At 23.2% G+C, this 17,661-nt stretch carries 10 protein-coding genes; 8 read left to right on the top strand and 2 right to left on the bottom strand.

The window, feature by feature from the left end:
* Window positions 1-2,025, bottom strand: a complete 2,025-nt coding sequence (locus Q346_RS0100605) for an MYPU_1760 family metalloprotease (RefSeq protein WP_027332610.1) — start codon at window positions 2,023-2,025, stop codon at window positions 1-3.
* Between the two features lie 216 nt (window positions 2,026-2,241).
* On the opposite strand from Q346_RS0100605, the gene rpmF reads away from it, so the two are divergent.
* From rpmF to pip, 8 genes are all read left to right on the top strand, one after another.
* A complete protein-coding gene (gene rpmF / locus Q346_RS0100600) occupies window positions 2,242-2,442 on the top strand; it encodes a 50S ribosomal protein L32 (protein ID WP_027332609.1) in 201 nt (66 codons plus the stop codon).
* Window positions 2,443-2,511: 69 nt separating this feature from the next.
* Window positions 2,512-4,146, top strand: a complete 1,635-nt coding sequence (locus Q346_RS0100595; protein WP_027332608.1) for a coiled-coil domain-containing protein — start codon at window positions 2,512-2,514, stop codon at window positions 4,144-4,146.
* A complete protein-coding gene (gene thiI / locus Q346_RS0100590) occupies window positions 4,103-5,242 on the top strand; it encodes a tRNA uracil 4-sulfurtransferase ThiI (RefSeq protein ID WP_027332607.1) in 1,140 nt (379 codons plus the stop codon). Before Q346_RS0100595 ends, thiI begins: the two co-directional genes overlap by 44 nt.
* 126 nt (window positions 5,243-5,368) lie before the next feature.
* Window positions 5,369-6,736: a phosphopyruvate hydratase gene (gene eno / locus Q346_RS0100585; protein WP_027332606.1), complete on the top strand. Its 1,368-nt coding sequence runs from the start codon at window positions 5,369-5,371 to the stop codon at window positions 6,734-6,736.
* Between the two features lie 129 nt (window positions 6,737-6,865).
* A complete protein-coding gene (locus Q346_RS03735) occupies window positions 6,866-13,045 on the top strand; it encodes an MGA_1079 family surface serine endopeptidase (protein ID WP_051521773.1) in 6,180 nt (2,059 codons plus the stop codon).
* A 439-nt stretch (window positions 13,046-13,484) separates the two neighbouring features.
* Complete coding sequence (locus Q346_RS0100575) at window positions 13,485-14,810, top strand: hypothetical protein (RefSeq protein ID WP_027332605.1); 1,326 nt, start codon at window positions 13,485-13,487, stop codon at window positions 14,808-14,810.
* Between the two features lie 430 nt (window positions 14,811-15,240).
* On the top strand, window positions 15,241-15,714 hold the full coding sequence (locus Q346_RS0100565; protein WP_027332603.1) for a hypothetical protein: 474 nt from the start codon (window positions 15,241-15,243) through the stop codon (window positions 15,712-15,714).
* Window positions 15,715-16,231: 517 nt separating this feature from the next.
* On the top strand, window positions 16,232-17,176 hold the full coding sequence (gene pip, locus Q346_RS0100555; protein WP_027332601.1) for a prolyl aminopeptidase: 945 nt from the start codon (window positions 16,232-16,234) through the stop codon (window positions 17,174-17,176).
* 28 nt (window positions 17,177-17,204) lie between these two features.
* Here the strand turns inward: pip and Q346_RS0100550 are convergent, their stop codons facing one another.
* The gene (locus tag Q346_RS0100550) at window positions 17,205-17,516 is read right to left on the bottom strand and encodes a hypothetical protein (RefSeq protein ID WP_027332600.1); all 312 of its coding nucleotides are present in this window, start codon (window positions 17,514-17,516) and stop codon (window positions 17,205-17,207) included.
* Window positions 17,517-17,661 lie beyond the last annotated feature (145 nt).

The raw sequence follows: 17,661 nt of genomic DNA, 5'->3' as shown, positions 1-17,661 counted from the left end.
TTAGTTACTCCTAATTTTTAATTTATAGTTTCCATTTTCGTTTTCATTATAAATACGGTAATATTTTGGTCTGTCAAATTGCTCGCTGTCTGAATTAATAATTGGTCTTTGCGGTAAAGCAGTAGAATCAAAAGTGCTTTTTACTTCAGTTTCTCATTGAATTTCATTATCTTGATTAAGATCTTTTCAAAAAGCAATTTCACTATTTAAAGATTTATTAATATTGAAATAATCAGAATAATACACATATTGTTTGGCAGATAAATCATCTAAGACATCTTTAGGTTTTAATTTATATTCACGATCTTCTGGATGATTTTTCCCTTCAAAACGCACATAATTTAAATAATTTAAATTTACCTTTTTTAAGTTTCTTTTTTCATTTTCAACTGGTTCGTAAATTAGCAAAGCATCATATTTATTATCTAAATAACCAGTTAAAGATACTTTATTTTCATCGCTTTGAAAATTGTTATAACTATTGTTTGCATAGTTTTTCATTTGACTAATAACTTTGCCGTATCCCATTGTATCTAAAAATAATTTGTAAAAAAGTTTATAAGTTGGCACTTGAGTATTTTCAGTAAATTGTACTTTATCCAATCAAACATTATTAGAAAAAATAATTTCTCTTTTTTGTTCTGAACTAAGACCATTATAACCAATAAAAGGAGTTGCATTAATTAAAGATCTCGATCAATCTGAAACATAAGAATTATTAATATATTGTGAATAATATGCACTTTGTTTAAAAGTGCCTAAATAATTTTGCGAAATTTTATATTTTTCTTCATCATTAGAAATTGTTCATAAAATTTTATTTGTTGAATTACTTGGCGAATAATCACTTAAATAATTGTACTTAATTCACTCTCTTGGAATCAGTTCCACCATTGAATAATAATATGATAAATTAGAGAAGTCATAATCTGTAGTTATGTTTTCATTTTTTGTATTTCTTTGTTTGCCAAACAATGAACCAAAAATATTCATTAAATTATTATTTTCACTATAAGGATTAAATGAAATTTTATCATTAGCTGGATTACTATGATTTTTTAGTTTTAAAAATAATTCTTCAAAAAGTGCATCATCAGTGGTATTGGCTAAGTCAAAAATTTCACCGATTGTAAAGTATTTGCCTATAAAATAAGGGTTTGTGGCTACAGCACTTTTATTAATATCAGTTCCACCTTGATAATTTAAATAAAATTTAAATTTATTATAAAAATCACTATAAAAGTATTTATTCGTTTTAATTGAAGGCTTTTCACTAAGCCCATCAGGAGTACGATATTTAACTTGCGTAAATAAATTTTTACGACTTTGACTATCTATATAATTGCCATAGTTAACATAACTATTTGCTCAATGATGCATATATTCATGATAAAGTGAACTCATTAAATAAATTACTTTTTGTTCTAATGAAAATCCAAATTCTGCTACAAATCCGCCATTTAAATGAATTTGTTTGATTGAAGGTATATATAGACCTAAAGATGAATTATCAATAATAGAAAAATTATTAATATTAATTGAATCAAGATAGGCAATTTCAGAACCAAAAGTCATTTTATTGTAAAACATTTTTGCTAATAAAGCTAAACCGGTTTTACCTAAAAGAAAACGATTTTCTTTTTTCCCTGTTTCATTATTAGTAATTTCACCATAAGAAAAATCTCTAAAAATAATGCCATTAACTGGATCATGATAAACTAAAACATTTTGATTATCAATTATTTCTAAATTAAATAATGAATCATCTAATCAATTTACTTTGTCTATTTCTATTTCATTTTGAAATATGTATCCAGGTAATTCTACTTTGTATTTATTTAAAATTAAACTATCCAAATTGTAATTATCGCTCTCTCTTACTAATTGAATTCCACTATCATTAATTTCTTTTGAATCTCAAAAAATACAACTTGGTGAAATAGTTGCAAATGGAATAATTGGCAAAAAACATAAACTTTGATATTTCAATTTCTTTTGTAAGTTTTTATATTTTATTAGTTTCATAGTCTTCCAATCTAATTATTTTTAATTATATAAATAAATATAAAATTGCATAATTGAGTAAAAAATTCATCAGACTTTCATAAGTATTTTTTTATTATTGAAAAGATTTTTTTTATTTATAATTAATACATATTTTTTTATTTTTATTTTTTTGCGCAAAAAATTAAATAAAACTCAAATTTAAACTAGTTTAATAAAATATGTAAAGGAGAAATCATGGCCATAGTTCCAAAACGTAAAACTTCAAAACAACGTAAACATAAAAGACGTACTCACCATGCTTTAGATCTTCCAAATTTAGTAGCATGTTCAAACTGTTCAAAAATGATTCAACAACACAAAGTTTGTCCAAATTGTGGTTTTTACAAAGGTAAAAAAGTTGAAGGTTACGACAGTCTTGATTCACGTAATCAATAATTTAAGAAACAATAATAGCTTTATTATTGTTTTTTTATTTTTGTAAATTTAATTATTATAATTAAACGTATGAATTGAATATTTTATTTGAAAATTTCAGCTGTTGCATTACTGATTTTACTTTGTTTAATTGCTCTAGGATTTTTAACTTACTTAGCAATTCGCAGAAAAAAAATTAATTTTTATGAAGCGGAAATAAATACATGAAATAAAGAAATTTTTAAAATTGAAAACAACGAAAATGCTAGTTTAGCTATTATCAAAAATTTAGTTAAGTTAAGTAGCGACTATTTAAAACATAAAGATGAACTAATTCAGATCAATCAAGAAACTAATAAAAAAATTCAACAAATTAACGAAATTAAAATTCAACTCAATGAAGAAATTGATAAGAAAAAACTATCTAAATCCACTAAAGAATACAAAAAAATGAGAAAAGAAATTAATGAGTTAAATTTAATTCACAATCGTTTTTATGTTGCTTTACCTTTTGATTTGACTAATTTATATGAACAAATGCAAATTGCTCTTGATCATTCTTTTAAATGTTTAAATACTTTAAAAGAATACTTAAATAATCATAAACAAAAATTTGCTAAAACTTTTGAGAGTTTAGAAACAGAATTAAAAGAATTATTTAGAACAACTCAATCATTAGAGGAAGAAAACAAAAAAAACAATTTAAATAATCTTTTAAATGAAATTTACGAAAATCAGAAAAAAATTGATTTATTTATTAAAAAGATTAATGGTATTAAAAATTTAGAATGATTTATTTTCAATTATTTACCACATTTAAATGAAGAAATTTTAAATCTCTCAAACAATCATTCACAATATAACGATTATCAAAAAGCAATTCTTGTTTTACAAGAAACTTGATTAAATAATCAATTTCCAAAAAATGTTAAAAAAGTACAAAAATTGGCTTTTACTTTAACAAAGATTAAATATAGATATGAAGTTAGATTAGAAGAAATAAAATTTATTGAAAATAATTTAAATGAATTAAAAAATCAAATTTTAATTGTTGTTAATACTTTAAAAGACTTCAATGATGCTGTTCGTGAAAAAGATAGAGAAATTATTTATGAAATGCTAACTGAAATTAAAAATGATTTCAATTTAATTAAAAATGATTTAGAAAATGAGGAACTAATTTTCCATTTTAAAAATTTAGCTCTAAAAATTTTAGATTTACAAAATAAAGTTAATGAACAAATCATCAATTATCAAAAAGCTCACAATCATAAAAATTACAAAGATTTCTTAATCAATAATTTAGAAAATTTATATAACTATATTTTTAGTAATTTGACTATTTATTTAGACAATAACAAACAAAGTATGAATAAAATGAAAGAATTATTAAAATATAATAAATCCTTTAATGATGAATGAATTAAAAGAAAAAAAATGAGTTTGTCGTCAAAAAATTTCATCAAACGAAATGAATTAATTCAAGAAATTTACATTGAGGCAACTACTAAGAAAATTTATCAAAAAATGGTTGAAATTTGAATTAGCCAATTAGAAAAACTTAAAATTCAAAACAAAAAGATCGTTAATTTACTTTTAAGTATTAATCAATCAAAATCACAAAATGATTATGAGCAAATTTTCAATGATTTAAAAAAATATACAAAGCGAGAAAGTAAAAATGTATTCAAAAATTTTAATGAGATACGGAGAACTAACTCTTAAAAATAAAAACCGTAATTTGTTTGTAGATTATTTAAATAATAATATTAGACGAATTTTTAACTTAAAACCTGAAATTGAATATGACAGAATGTTTATTCCTTATAGTGAAGACAATTTAGAAAAAATGCAATATTTATTTGGAATTTCTTCTTATTCTCCTGTTGTTGTTTGTGAAAAAGATTTAGAAACAATTAAAAAAACAGCTGCTGCTTTATTAAGTAAAAATCAAGCTAAAACTTTTAAAGTTGAAGCAAGAAGATCGGATAAAAATTATCCATATAAATCTCAAGAAATTAATATGCTTTTAGGTGAATATTTATTAAAAAATATTGATGGAATAAAGGTTGATGTACACAATCCTGAATGCATAATTGCAGTTGAAATTAGAAAAAATAATGCTTATATTTTTGACCAATACATTATGGGGCTTGGTGGCTTGCCAGTAGGTTCAGCTGGAAAAACTTTACATTTAATGTCAGGTGGCATTGATTCTCCAGTAGCTGCTTTTGAATTAATGAAAAGAGGTTTAAAAGTTGAATTTTTCTCTTTTATTACTCCTCCTCAAACTGATAATAAAACTATAGACAAAATGCAGAGACTAGTCAAAGTTTTAACTAAATATCAAGGTAATAGCAATTTATTCTTAGTTGATTATGCTAAACCAATGAACTATATTTCTTTAGTTTCAAATGAAGCCTTTAAAATTAATTTAATGCGTCGTAGTTTTTATAGAATTGCTACGCAATTCGCTAAAAAACAAAACTTTTTTTGTTTATCAAACGGAGAAAATTTAGGTCAAGTTGCTTCACAGACACTTGAATCAATGTATACAATTAATCACGTAACCGATTTATTAGTTTTAAGACCTTTAATTTCAAATGATAAAAACGAAACTATTAATATCGCTAAACAAATTGGAACATATGAAATTTCTATTGAAAAAGCCAGCGAAACTTGTGAATTATTTGCGCCTAAAAAACCTGTAACAAAGCCAAAATTAGCTGATGCTGAAAAATTAGAACATGAATTAAACTTATTAAATGAGCTAGAATTAGAAGTATTAAATAACGAAATTTCATTAGTACAAATTAAATAAAATGAATGTGAAAAATATGCAAAAAACACATTCATTTTTTTATAAAAATCTTTATTTCTATGCAAAATAAATATAATTAAACAAGTGTTTTAAATAAAAGAATTAATTAAATTAATAAGGAGACAAATGTCAAGAATAGCAATGATTAAAGCGAGAGAAATTTTAGACTCTCGTGGTAATCCAACTGTACAAGTTGAATTATGAACTGAAAATGGAGGATACGGAATTGCTAATGTACCTTCAGGAGCTTCAACAGGTTCAAAAGAAGCTTTAGAATTAAGAGATGCTAATACTGCTTATGCTAATGATTGATTTGGTGGCAAAGGAGTTCATACTGCTGTTGATAATGTAAATAACATTTTAGCGCCTGCGTTAATTGGCTTAGAATCATTTGATCAAAGAGCTTTAGATAAAGCAATGATTAAATTAGATGGAACTCCAAATAAAAGCAAATTTGGTGCTAATGCTATTTTAGGTATTTCATTAGCTAATGCTATTGCTTCAGCTAATGAATTAGGATTACCATTGTATAGATATTTAGGAGGAGTAAATGCTTCTGAATTACCTGTACCAATGTTAAATGTTTTAAATGGTGGAGCACATGCTTCTAATACAGTTGATTTTCAAGAATTTATGATTATGCCTTTAGGTGCTAAAACCTTTAGACAAGCTTTACAAATGGCTAATAAAGTTTTCCATACTTTAGCTAAAATTTTAAAACAAAAAGGCCATGGAACTCAAGTTGGAGATGAAGGTGGATTTGCTCCAAATGCTAAAAGTCATATTGAAGTGCTTGATTTCTTAACTCAAGCAATCAAAGAAGCTGGCTATAATCCGGCAACTAGCGGTGAAAATGCAATTGCTATTGCTATCGATGCTGCTTCAAGTGAATTCTATGATGAAGAAACTGGAATTTATACTTTCAAAAAATTACAAAAAGCTATTAATAATAAACAAGCTGGTTTTGAAAACTTAACTGATACTAAATTAACCTTTACTACAGAAGAGTTATTAGATTACTATGGCGAATTATTAGCACAATATCCAATTATTTCAATTGAAGATGGTTTTGCTGAAAATGATTGAGCGGGATTCCAAAAATTTACTACTAAATTTGGTAATCAATTACAAATTGTGGGAGATGACTTAACTGTAACTAATCCAGCATTATTACAAAAATCAATTGAATTAAAAGCAATGAATTCAATTTTAATTAAATTGAATCAAATTGGAACTTTAACTGAAACTATTGATGCAATTCAATTAGCACAAAAAAACAATATGACTGCTGTCGTAAGTCATAGATCAGGTGAAACTGAAGACTCAACTATCGCTGATTTAGCTGTTGCCTTAAATACTGGCCAAATTAAAACCGGATCATTATCAAGAAGTGACAGAATTGCAAAATACAACAGATTATTACAAATTGAAGAAGAATTAGCAGAAGCAAGCGAATTCAAAGGTTCAAATGCCTTTTACAATTTAAAAAAATAATTTAACTTAAGCCAGAATATGAAATATTCTGGTTTTATTTTTAATTTAAGTTTTAAAACTGATTAAATATTTTTTAGTTTTTTATAATTGTTGCACATAAGGAATTTAAAAATTGAAAGGTTGGTATTTATGAAATTTAAAAAGAGTTTAACTTTATTATCATCTGCATCATCAGTTTTAGTTTTTTTATCAACTAGTTGTTTTAATAAAAAAAATAATAATGAACCTAGTTTTAATTTTGATATGGAATTTAATTATGAAGGTAATAAAACTTTAACAGTCCAAGAACTGGATTTAGCTAAAATAAAACCTGATTTACATAATATTGGTAATGATTTTGAAACTAATTCTTTCATTGTTACAAATATTAAAATTAAAAATATTAATCAAAGTACAGGCACTATCTTTTTTTCATATGATTTGCAATTTACTTATCAAAATAAAAATTATCAAAAAACTAATTTAGAAGGTAAAATCAATGGTTTTAATTTTATTAATCAAAGCTTAAATGATCAAGAAATCGAACGATTAAATTTATTAATAGAAAATGTAAATTTAACTTATCCAGAAATGGTAAACACTTTACCAAGCGAAGTTCAAATTGCAAAATTTGATTTTGAAAATGCTAATTTAGCTGATGCTAAATTACATATTATTACTTTAAATAATTTAAATGATAATGAGGGTTCATTAGAAGTTAAGTTTGAATTATTAAGCACAAAAACTAATTTTGAAAATTTAAAATCAAAAACAAGAGTTGTAATTTTAAATAACTTTGATAGTTTGAATCAAAGAAACGAAAAAACAATTAAAGCAATAAAAAATGAATTAAAAAACTATGAAGTTGCCTTCGATTATGTCAATAAAGATGAAATTTTACCTTCCCAAAGTTCTAGCGAACATTTAATTTATAATAACAGACCAAATAATGATATTGATGTAATTGATGTCAAAATCATTGATTTCAATGATTTAAATGGTGAAATTACTCTTGAATATACTTTAAGCAAAAATTTTAATCGAAATTTAATTAAAGTAATTAAATATGCTTCCCTTTCAGGTTTTAAAACTCAAGATGAATACGACAGTGAACAAAATAAAATTGCCATTCAAAACGAACAAAATCGTTTAAATTCTTTAATTGATTCTTTAAATTTAAGCTATTCAGATTTAGATGATTTGCCAAGTGAAATAAACAATACCAATTTTATTTTAGTAGATAAACCCAATGATATTGCTTTAAACATTATTAATGTATCTAATCAAGATAATGAAAATGGATCAGCAACTATTGCTTATAAAATAATTTCTAAAAAGGCAGGCTTAGAAAATACCAGTTCAAAAATTAGAACCATAGACTTAAATAATTTTAATAGTTTGAAAAAAATTAGACAGATCAAAAAAGATGAATTAAATAATATTTTACAAAATTCAAATGTTCAAAAAATTGTTCTTTATAATCAAGGTGAAATTGCAAATGTTAAAGCTTCACAAGTTAATGAAAATGATTTATCAACATTTTTAAGCCCAGTGCAAAATAATACAAGAATAGTGTTTGTTAATTTAAATCCTAATGATGATTTAGGAACTTTAGAAGTTTCATATTATTTAGAATTTAACAATTCTTTAATCACTGTTAAAAGCAACGTTAGCAGTTTAACTCTACAAGGTTTTAAAACTAATGAGAGAGAAAATCAAGAATTAATTAATCAAGAATTAGAAAGATTAAATCAAAATAATTTCATTTTTAACTATCCTAATCAAAATAATACTTTTGCATTAGATGCAGTAGCATCTAATTTCCAAAGCAATTCAAATGATTTAATTGCGATTGTTGATCCGAGAATTATTCAAGTTGAAAATGAAAAAGGCAAATTAATTCTGCAATATAAACTAAAAAGTTTGAAAACTGAATTAAATGCTAATATTATTAGTCAAGTTTTAACCAAAGAAATTGATAATTTTAAAATTGGTAAAAGTTTAGCAACTTTAATTGCAGAAGAAAAAGCAAAATTAAATCATTTGGAGCTAAATTTTGCATATCCTGATAAACAAAATATCTTTACAGAAGATACACAATTAAGTTCAATTACTTACAATTTAAATAACTCATACACACTCGATGGACCCAAAAATTTAGTAAGAAATTTAGAAAATAATACAATTTCATTTATTTATAACATTATAAATATGGACTTTTATGGTCAAAAAGTAATTTCAGAAACTAAAAACTTTACGATTGAAGGTTTTAAAGATAAAGCTTTATATGATGATAGTAATACAGTTAACAATTTTGTTAATTCTTTTAATTTAGAAATTAATCCTAATATTAATCCTAAATTAAATATTCAATTTTATGCAACAAGTATCACTAAACAAAATGCACCATATTTTTTAAATTTGCAAAATCAAAATGGTATTGAATTTAATATAAAAAGTTTAATTATTGATGAGGATAACTTAAATCAATTAAATTTAGAATTAGAAGTTTCTAAAGGCAAATATAGCAAGATAATTACTAAAAATGTTGTATTCCCTAATGATTTAAAACAATTAGTTAATGATATAAATATTACTTCAATCACTCAGCTTTATGATATTGACTATGGTTTTATTAATTCTTTAGCTGGTAATAATTTAATTACACATCGAGATATTTTAAATAAAGCTTTTAGTAAAAAAGTTTCAAAAATTAATAATTTATTTGATTTTGAAATTAATTGAGATAAGTCATTTAATGATATTAGAGAAGTGGCAAAAAGAATTAGAATTGGTAGAGATTACAAAGATGTTAGGGCTTATGAATCAAGATTATCTTTATCAATTGACATTAAATTGAATAATTTAACTTTGAAAACTGTTTCTAATTTATTAACTGAAAATAATCGTAATATTAATGATGCTTTTGGCGGAAATTATATTTATACTTATTTAAATAATTTGAATAAAAACATTACTTTTCAGGCTTCTGAATATTATTTAAATAAATTAAAAATAGCTAAAAATAATCCTGATTTTAGTTTACTTGATTATTTATATGAAACTGCAAATGAAATTAAAAACAGTAATAATAAATATGCTGATGTTGAATTGAATCAAATCACTAACAGTTTCAATGTAAACAAATCTTTAAATAAAGAATTGTTTTTAGAAGTTGTTAAAAAATCCTTTAATTTCAATTTAGATGGTTGAGAAATTGTGGAAGTTGTTGATTATTTAAAAACTGATGATAATCAAGAATTGCCATTTTTCTACTTTCAAGGAAATAATTTAATTAAAGCTTTAGTAAAATTACAAAAAAAAGGACAAAGTTTAATTTATCCAATTATTTTTAATAATTTTATTTATGATGAAAATAATTTAGAGGATGCTTTTTTTGTTAATTTGGTTGTTAATAACAATATCAGTAAAATTCTCTCTGAAGTGGAAGTAATAGATCAAAATAACACACATGAAAATTATTTAGCTTCTGAAATTTATGATCAATTAAATTCATTATATAGATTGCCAAGTAATGGTAAATATCAAATTAAATTTTTAACCAAAGATCAAGCTAATATTTTTAATAATCAATATTATGATGATACTAATGGCACTGCTACAGTCCAATTTGGCCTTTTTGAAAATAATAATTACACTGGTATTAGTACTTTAGGTTATAAACTTAAACATTTCAGAAAATTTACGCAAACAGATAATTATCCTCAAGGACGTTGATTGAATGCAAATGATTTTGCAACGCAAAATCAACCTGAGGCCAATATCATTAACCAAATGAATCTAATTAATAGCACGAACTTTATTTACAATTTTGCCCAAGGGCCTAATAATCAAAAAGATAATCGTACTAGAAGAGTATTGGATCCTGCTTTAATTATTCAACAACAAGCATTTGATAAGTTGAATAATTTATTAGTAATGGTAAACAACAATAGTGAGCAAAGTCAAAAAAATCAAATTAAAAACAGCACTGACTTAGCTAATAATCTTAATCTTGCTTCAATCTTAGAAAATTACTATGTATATTATTATGATGTTGTAAGTAATAAAGCTAATTCTTTAAGTTTTAAATTGGGTTTTATTAATAAAAGTGATCCAACTAAAAGATATAGTTCTAATCAAAATATTACATTAGAAAACTTATTTAATGATTATCAACTGGAAGCTTATCCTGAAGCTTTATTGAATAAAATTACTTTAAATGATTTTAATTTTAATTTTGAAACATTAGGAGCAATTTCAAGCAATCAGTTTGCGCAAAATATACTTAATCAAAGTATTAATAATGATTATTTTACAGTGACTGAATTAAATTATCACAATTGAAAATTTCCAAATTGAAATCAGATTAAAATTAAAGAAGTTAAATTAATTAATAATCGCGTTTTTATTCGTTTAGCATATAGCAATTATCAATTTCCGCAAGAAACAAGAAATAGAGAAATAATTGGTGATACCTGATATGAAATTAGCAATTTTAATAATTCTGAGCAATCAGAAATCAGTGACTCAGAATTATTAAAATCATTGCAAGCACAACATAATATGAAAAAAGTCTTTTTAGCTAATCAAAAAGTTTTAAGAGAAAGAAAAATTAAACTTAATTATAAAGATAATTATTTTGATATTGATTCAGAACAAAGAGAAGTTAAATGATTATTTAAAAAAGAATACTATGAAACTTTACTTGAAAGAAATGAAATTAGTAATGCGCAAATTAATTTTGAATTTTTTAGCAATATTTTATTTTTAGATGAAAATCGTTTTAATCGAATTTTAAATGAAAATGAAACTTTAAAAGTGGCTCTCAATTGAGCAGAATTAAAAAGTAATAATTCGGTAGTTATTAATAATCAAAGTTTTAATTTGAATAATATAAATATCCCTTATGAATTAAGTTTTAAATTAGTTGCAAAAGGAATTGAATTTAAATTGAAATTAAGAGACGAAAATGGCTATAAAATAGTAGGTGATCGTATTGCTGAAACCTTAAAATATTATGATACTACTCTGCCAGAAACTAAATTTAATCCTAAACAAGCACTTTATTTTAATCAAAATTATGGAGCTAATGTTTCAATTCAATATCAAAATAATTTAGCTAATGAAATTTTTAGTCAATATCAAACAAATGTTTTTGATTATAAAAATATGACTATGACACCAGAAAATATGCCGCTTTATATTTATAATGATGGTTATAATCATGGTGAATTATTTAAATATAATCCGAATGAAAATTTACCCTACAAATGGCATGAAGGATATAAAACTTCTGTTGAAATTATGCACTTATCATACAATGATCCAAGAATTAAAGATTTAAACAATCGTGTACTTGCTTTCAATAATGGCTCTTCATTGATGTTGGGCAAAGTAAATAAAAACGCAAATGATGGTAAATATTATTTCATTACGAATAATCATGTTATTAATAATAATCAAACTGTAGATAATCCTATTTTAAATGCTTGAAATTCAAGTCCTGTCTTTACCTTAAATGGTACTGCTCATTATGTTATTTCAGCAGATAATGAAAAAGGTGTAGATAATTCAAATGCTGCTAATGCCAAAGTTTTTACCTTTTGAACAGGTTATAAACAATATGATGATGAAGGAATAATGGCTGAGGCAAACAATAAACCAAAAGTTTCGGCTGATTTAGCAACTTACATGATAGATACAAATGAAATTATTACTAACTTGAAAAAGAATGGAAAATTTCAAGCAGCTTTATGATTTGAAAACATGCAAAAATTACCTAATTTAGGTATTAGCGATTACAATAAAGATAATATAGCTTTCTTTTTAACAATGTATCAAGCAGTAAATAAAAATCCAAGTTTTAATCACAAATTAAATTATTCAACTAATCGTTTAATGTCAGGATTTCCTGGATATAAACAAATTGGTTATATTTATAATGATAGCAATATAGGCTTTTATCGTGAAAGTTTTACAAGAACCAACCCTGCTCATTTAACAAGTTATGCACCAATTTTCTTTAGAGGTGGCTTAAGTGGTACTGGAGTAGTTGATGATCACGGAAATTATATTACAAGCCTAAATGCAGCTGGATATTATAATTTTGCTACTTCTTTTAATAATTATTCATACACTTGAAATAAAGAACAAAACAAATTTCAAAGATACAATTGATTTGGGTTTGCCAATAATATAGATGAATTAATTAATTTACCAAATAGTAATTCATTAGCTTCAAACTTTTTAAAATTAAGTGTTTGAGATAACTCTATTGAAATTCCAGATTGAGTCTTTAATCCAAAAAAATTACATAATAACAATTAAAAATATTAAAATGAACCGAAAACAAAGTTTCAATTTCGTTCTTTGTTTGGTTCATTTTTATTATGTTAATTTTATTTATTTTATTAATATAATTAAATTATGGATTGAAAAGAAATATCAAATTTTTTGTTATTAATTTTTTCTAATACATTTTGATTGACTTCATTATTTTTTATTCTGAATAAATTTTTGAGTTTTTTGGTTCTTAAAAAAAATACTAAAAAACTTGAATTTTTATCTCTTTTCTTCTTAGTTTATTTCTTCCTCTTTTTACTTTTGCTCGGTTTTAATGCTACCGTGGTTTTTATGAAAATAAAATTATTATCAAATTCAAACTTAATTGTTTGTTCATTTATTTTTATGTGTTTGATCATGTTTACTCACTCTGTTTTCTATTTTATTTATTGATGCAAAATAAAAGAGAAAGAGAGAAAGTAGTATGGCAAATAAATTTTTAGGTTTAACTTCAATTTTAAATAATGCGGTTTCTATTGTAAATATTGTTAATATTTCAACTAATCCAAATTCATCAGAAAGTCAATGAGATAATAATGCGACTTATGAAAAATATGAACTTTTTTTAAAAATTGATTTATTGAAAACAAATAAAAAAGAAATTGAAAAAATAGTTAACAATATAGAAGATGAAGCAATATTAAGAAATCTTTTTTGAAATGTTCATGGTTTTATGATTGAAGAATTCAGTAATAGAAAAACATGAAACAAAATATTAAGAGAAAAAAGAGATCAAATCATTACAGAATATAAAAAATATTTAATAAAAGATTTATTATCAAAAAGAGAAATTTTAGTTAAAGAATTTAAAAGCAACAAAAATTTAAAATTTGATTATGTTGAAACTGAAGATAAAAATTATATAAATTTAGATTCTGAAATCAGTTCTAAAAAAATTTTTTATTCTGCTTCTAAAATTAAAGAACAATTAAATGAAATAAAAAAGGAAATTGAACCCTTAATCAAACAAGCAAAAGAAAAAGAGGAAATAATTATAAAATTAAATAAATATCTTATTGGTTTGTCTTCAACATCAATTGGTTCTGCAATTTTAACAATATTTTGTCCTTTTTTTGCAGCTCCAACTGCGATTTCAGCTTATGCTTCAACGGCTATAAGTTCTTTTATTATTTATTTGAAAAAAGAAGTTAATATTATTTATGAAACTATAAATAGAATAAATAAATTTTTTATTAATAAAATTGATAAAAAAAATGTTGAAAAAGACGTTATAAACATAGTTTTATCAATTTCTGTTGGTTTAAGATTATCAAGGTATATTCAAGCATTTAAAATTAGTGAAGAAAATAAGGCAGAATTAGACTTTTCAATTCCTGCCGTTTTTGATGCTATTATAACAATTGGACAAGCTGGATATCAACTTTATTGCTCTAGTGAAGATATTAAAGAAAGTAATAACAACATAAATAAATTATTTGAAATGGAAAAAAAATTATTCGAAAATATCCTCAAAACAGAAATGTCAATAGAAAAAATCAAATCGCAAAACACTTTTATTGTAATTGGAGAAACACCATTAACTGATGAATATAAAAATGGAGGTAAGGGAGGGAAAAATATTTTATTTAAGAATATAAAAGAAAATAAGAATTACACACTTGAAGAAATGCTAAGTAAGTCAAAAGAAGAATTATATTTATATAATTTAATAAAAGTATATAACTCTAAACTTGATGAATGATATATAAGGAGCTTGCCTAATAAAATTAAAGAGGACAATTTAGGATAATAAACTATGCAAACAATGATAAGCTCTTCTTCAATATTTTTAATGCTTTTTTATCTATTTTGAAATTTATTTTTTGTTATAAATAATATTTTTTATTTCAAGAGGGCTCCTGAATATATATCCAAAAAGAATAAAAATAAGCTTTTAAGGAAAAGAATTTTGAAGTCTCTTATAATAAATATATTTTTTATGCTTATCTTTTTGGGAATTATTTATTTTTATTGATTTTCTTATTTCTATGAAAATATTTCTTTGATTTCTTTTTATTTATTAACTTTATTTTGAATTTTATTAATCTTTCTTATTTCTTTATTAACTACATTTTGTTGTTATAAAAGTATAAATTTCTATAATAATTATTTTAGTTTTAATGATTTTAAATTTGAATATTTCAAATTTAAAAATTATTGAATTTATAATGGAAAAATTTATGAATTGATTTGATTTGAGTAATAAAAATATTTTAATCTTTATAATAATTGCATTATTTATATTACTTTTTATAGCAACAGAATTAATGTTTATGATGCAAATTTTATATATTTATAAAACTGTTTTAAATTGAGAATATAGTAATTTATTGGCATCTATTTCATATAGAATATATAAAAAAATATTTAAAAATCAATTAATTTTAATTAGTATATTTGGTTCAGTTTTGGGCATATTGACTTATTTTTTAAATAAATTTAGTCAACTTGAAAATTCAGTTTTATCTTTTTTAATTCTTAGCTATTGGTTAGTATTCATTTTTTCAATTTTTGTTTCATTTGTCTCAATAATGGGAGTTTATACTAAAACTTTTTATTGAAATAAAAATAAACCAGATAAAGAACAATATAAATTGATATTAAAACAACTTAGAAGAAATTTGAAAATTAAATTCAAAATTAATTTAATTTAGGAGATTAATGTTAAAAATTTTTATAATTCTTGTTTTTCTTTTGATTGCTATTATTTATTTCATTTTTAATATAGTTTTTTTACTTGATTTAATTAAATTAGGCAATCATTTAAAAGAAGAAAAATTAAATCCTTTATTATTGAAAACTCTTAAAAGTAAACTTTATTCCAAGTCCATTTTTTACTATTTAATATTTATGACTTTAATAGCATTTTTCTTTTTGTTGTTTTCATTAATAAATCATTTTGTTTTAATTTCAATTCTCTTTTTTGCTCCAGTTTTATGTTTAATTTTTAATACCGTTATTTTTATTACTATTTTAATTTTTATTCAAAATAATAAATTTATTTTTAAGTTTGAAAAAATTACTTATTCTGATTGAAAAAATTATAAGCAAGCATCTGAATATAAAAAATTCATAATTAATTTGCGAAAAAAGTTAAATCTGCTTTTAATATAAGCAGATTTAATTTTTATTATCTTCATTTTCTTTAATTTCATTAAGTATAATTTCATTATGCAAACTTATTTAAAATATTTATATCCTCATTTAGAACCTTATGAAACAGGGTATTTAGCAACTAATTCGGTTCATAAAATTTACTATGAAATTTCAGGTAATCCAAAAGGTAAACCAATTGTTTATGTTCATGGTGGTCCTGGAGGGGGAACAAGTCCAATTTCACGTAGATTTTTTAATCCCAAAAAATATAAAATTATAGTTTTCGATCAAAGAGGATGTGGAAAATCTATACCAAAATTAAATTTAGAAAATAATACTACTCAAGATTTAGTTGAAGATTTGGAAAATTTAAGAAAACATTTAAATCTTAAACAAGTAATTTTATTTGGTGGTTCATGAGGAACTACTTTATCTTTATGTTATGCTTTAAAATATCCCGAAAATGTATCACATCTAATTTTAAGAGGAATTTTTTTAGCTCGTCAAAGTGATGTTGATTGACTTTATCAAGAGGGTGCTAGTTATTTAAAACCAATTGAATATGAAAGATATAAAAATGTAGTGTTAAAAAACAATTTAGATCCAGAAAATTTAGTTGCTTCTTATCATGAACTAATGCGTCATTCCAATAAAGAAATTAGAGAAGAGGCTTTAATTGAATGGACTAGATGAGAAAGTGCTTTGGTTTCTGTTAATAAATATAAATTTAAAGCAGACAATTTAGATGCAATTAGTGAAATTTCATTAATAGAAAATCATTTTTTCTATCATCAAACTTTTATTCCTGAAAATTATATTTTAGATAATATTAATAAAATTCAACACATTCCTACTTACATAGTACATGGTGAATATGATTTAGATTGTCGTCCTTCTGGAGCTTATGAATTACATAAAAGTATGCCTAATAGTAAATTATATTTACTTCCCAAAACTGCGCATACACAACGTGAATATTTAATTGCTAAAACCTTAGTCAAAATTACAGATGAAATTTAAAAATCGGGTTAAACCCGATTTTTATATTTTAATTAGTGTTTGAACTTCCCATTGAAGTTTTAAGATTTTTTAAAAGCGCTATTTGTGTTTTTAATTGTTCAATAATAAGGTCAAGTTCTTCATTGCTAGCATTTTTAATATTTTCTTTAGCAGTGCTAAGCATTGTCATATAAGGAGCTGCTTGATCTCCTCCCAATTCATTTACAAGACTTTCAAATTCTTCAAATAAACTTTTAGCTTCTTTTTGTTTAGAATTTTCACAAGAAGCAACAAATGCCACAGGAATTAATGTCATACCTGAAATTGATGCAATTTTCAAAAAATTTTTAATTTTTTTCATAATTCTCCTAATAATTAATATATTGAAAATTATATATATATATATATATATATATTAAAAGTAAATTGCTGAAATTTTCTCTAGATGGTTTTATTTCAACAAACGACAATATTCAAAAATAATTTAGTATTAATAATTTCTAATA

The sequence above is a fragment of the Mycoplasmopsis gallinarum DSM 19816 genome (genome assembly GCF_000621085.1).
GTDB lineage: Bacteria > Bacillota_I > Bacilli_A > Mycoplasmatales > Metamycoplasmataceae > Mycoplasmopsis > Mycoplasmopsis gallinarum.
This window is presented reverse-complemented; position numbering and strand designations above follow the sequence as displayed.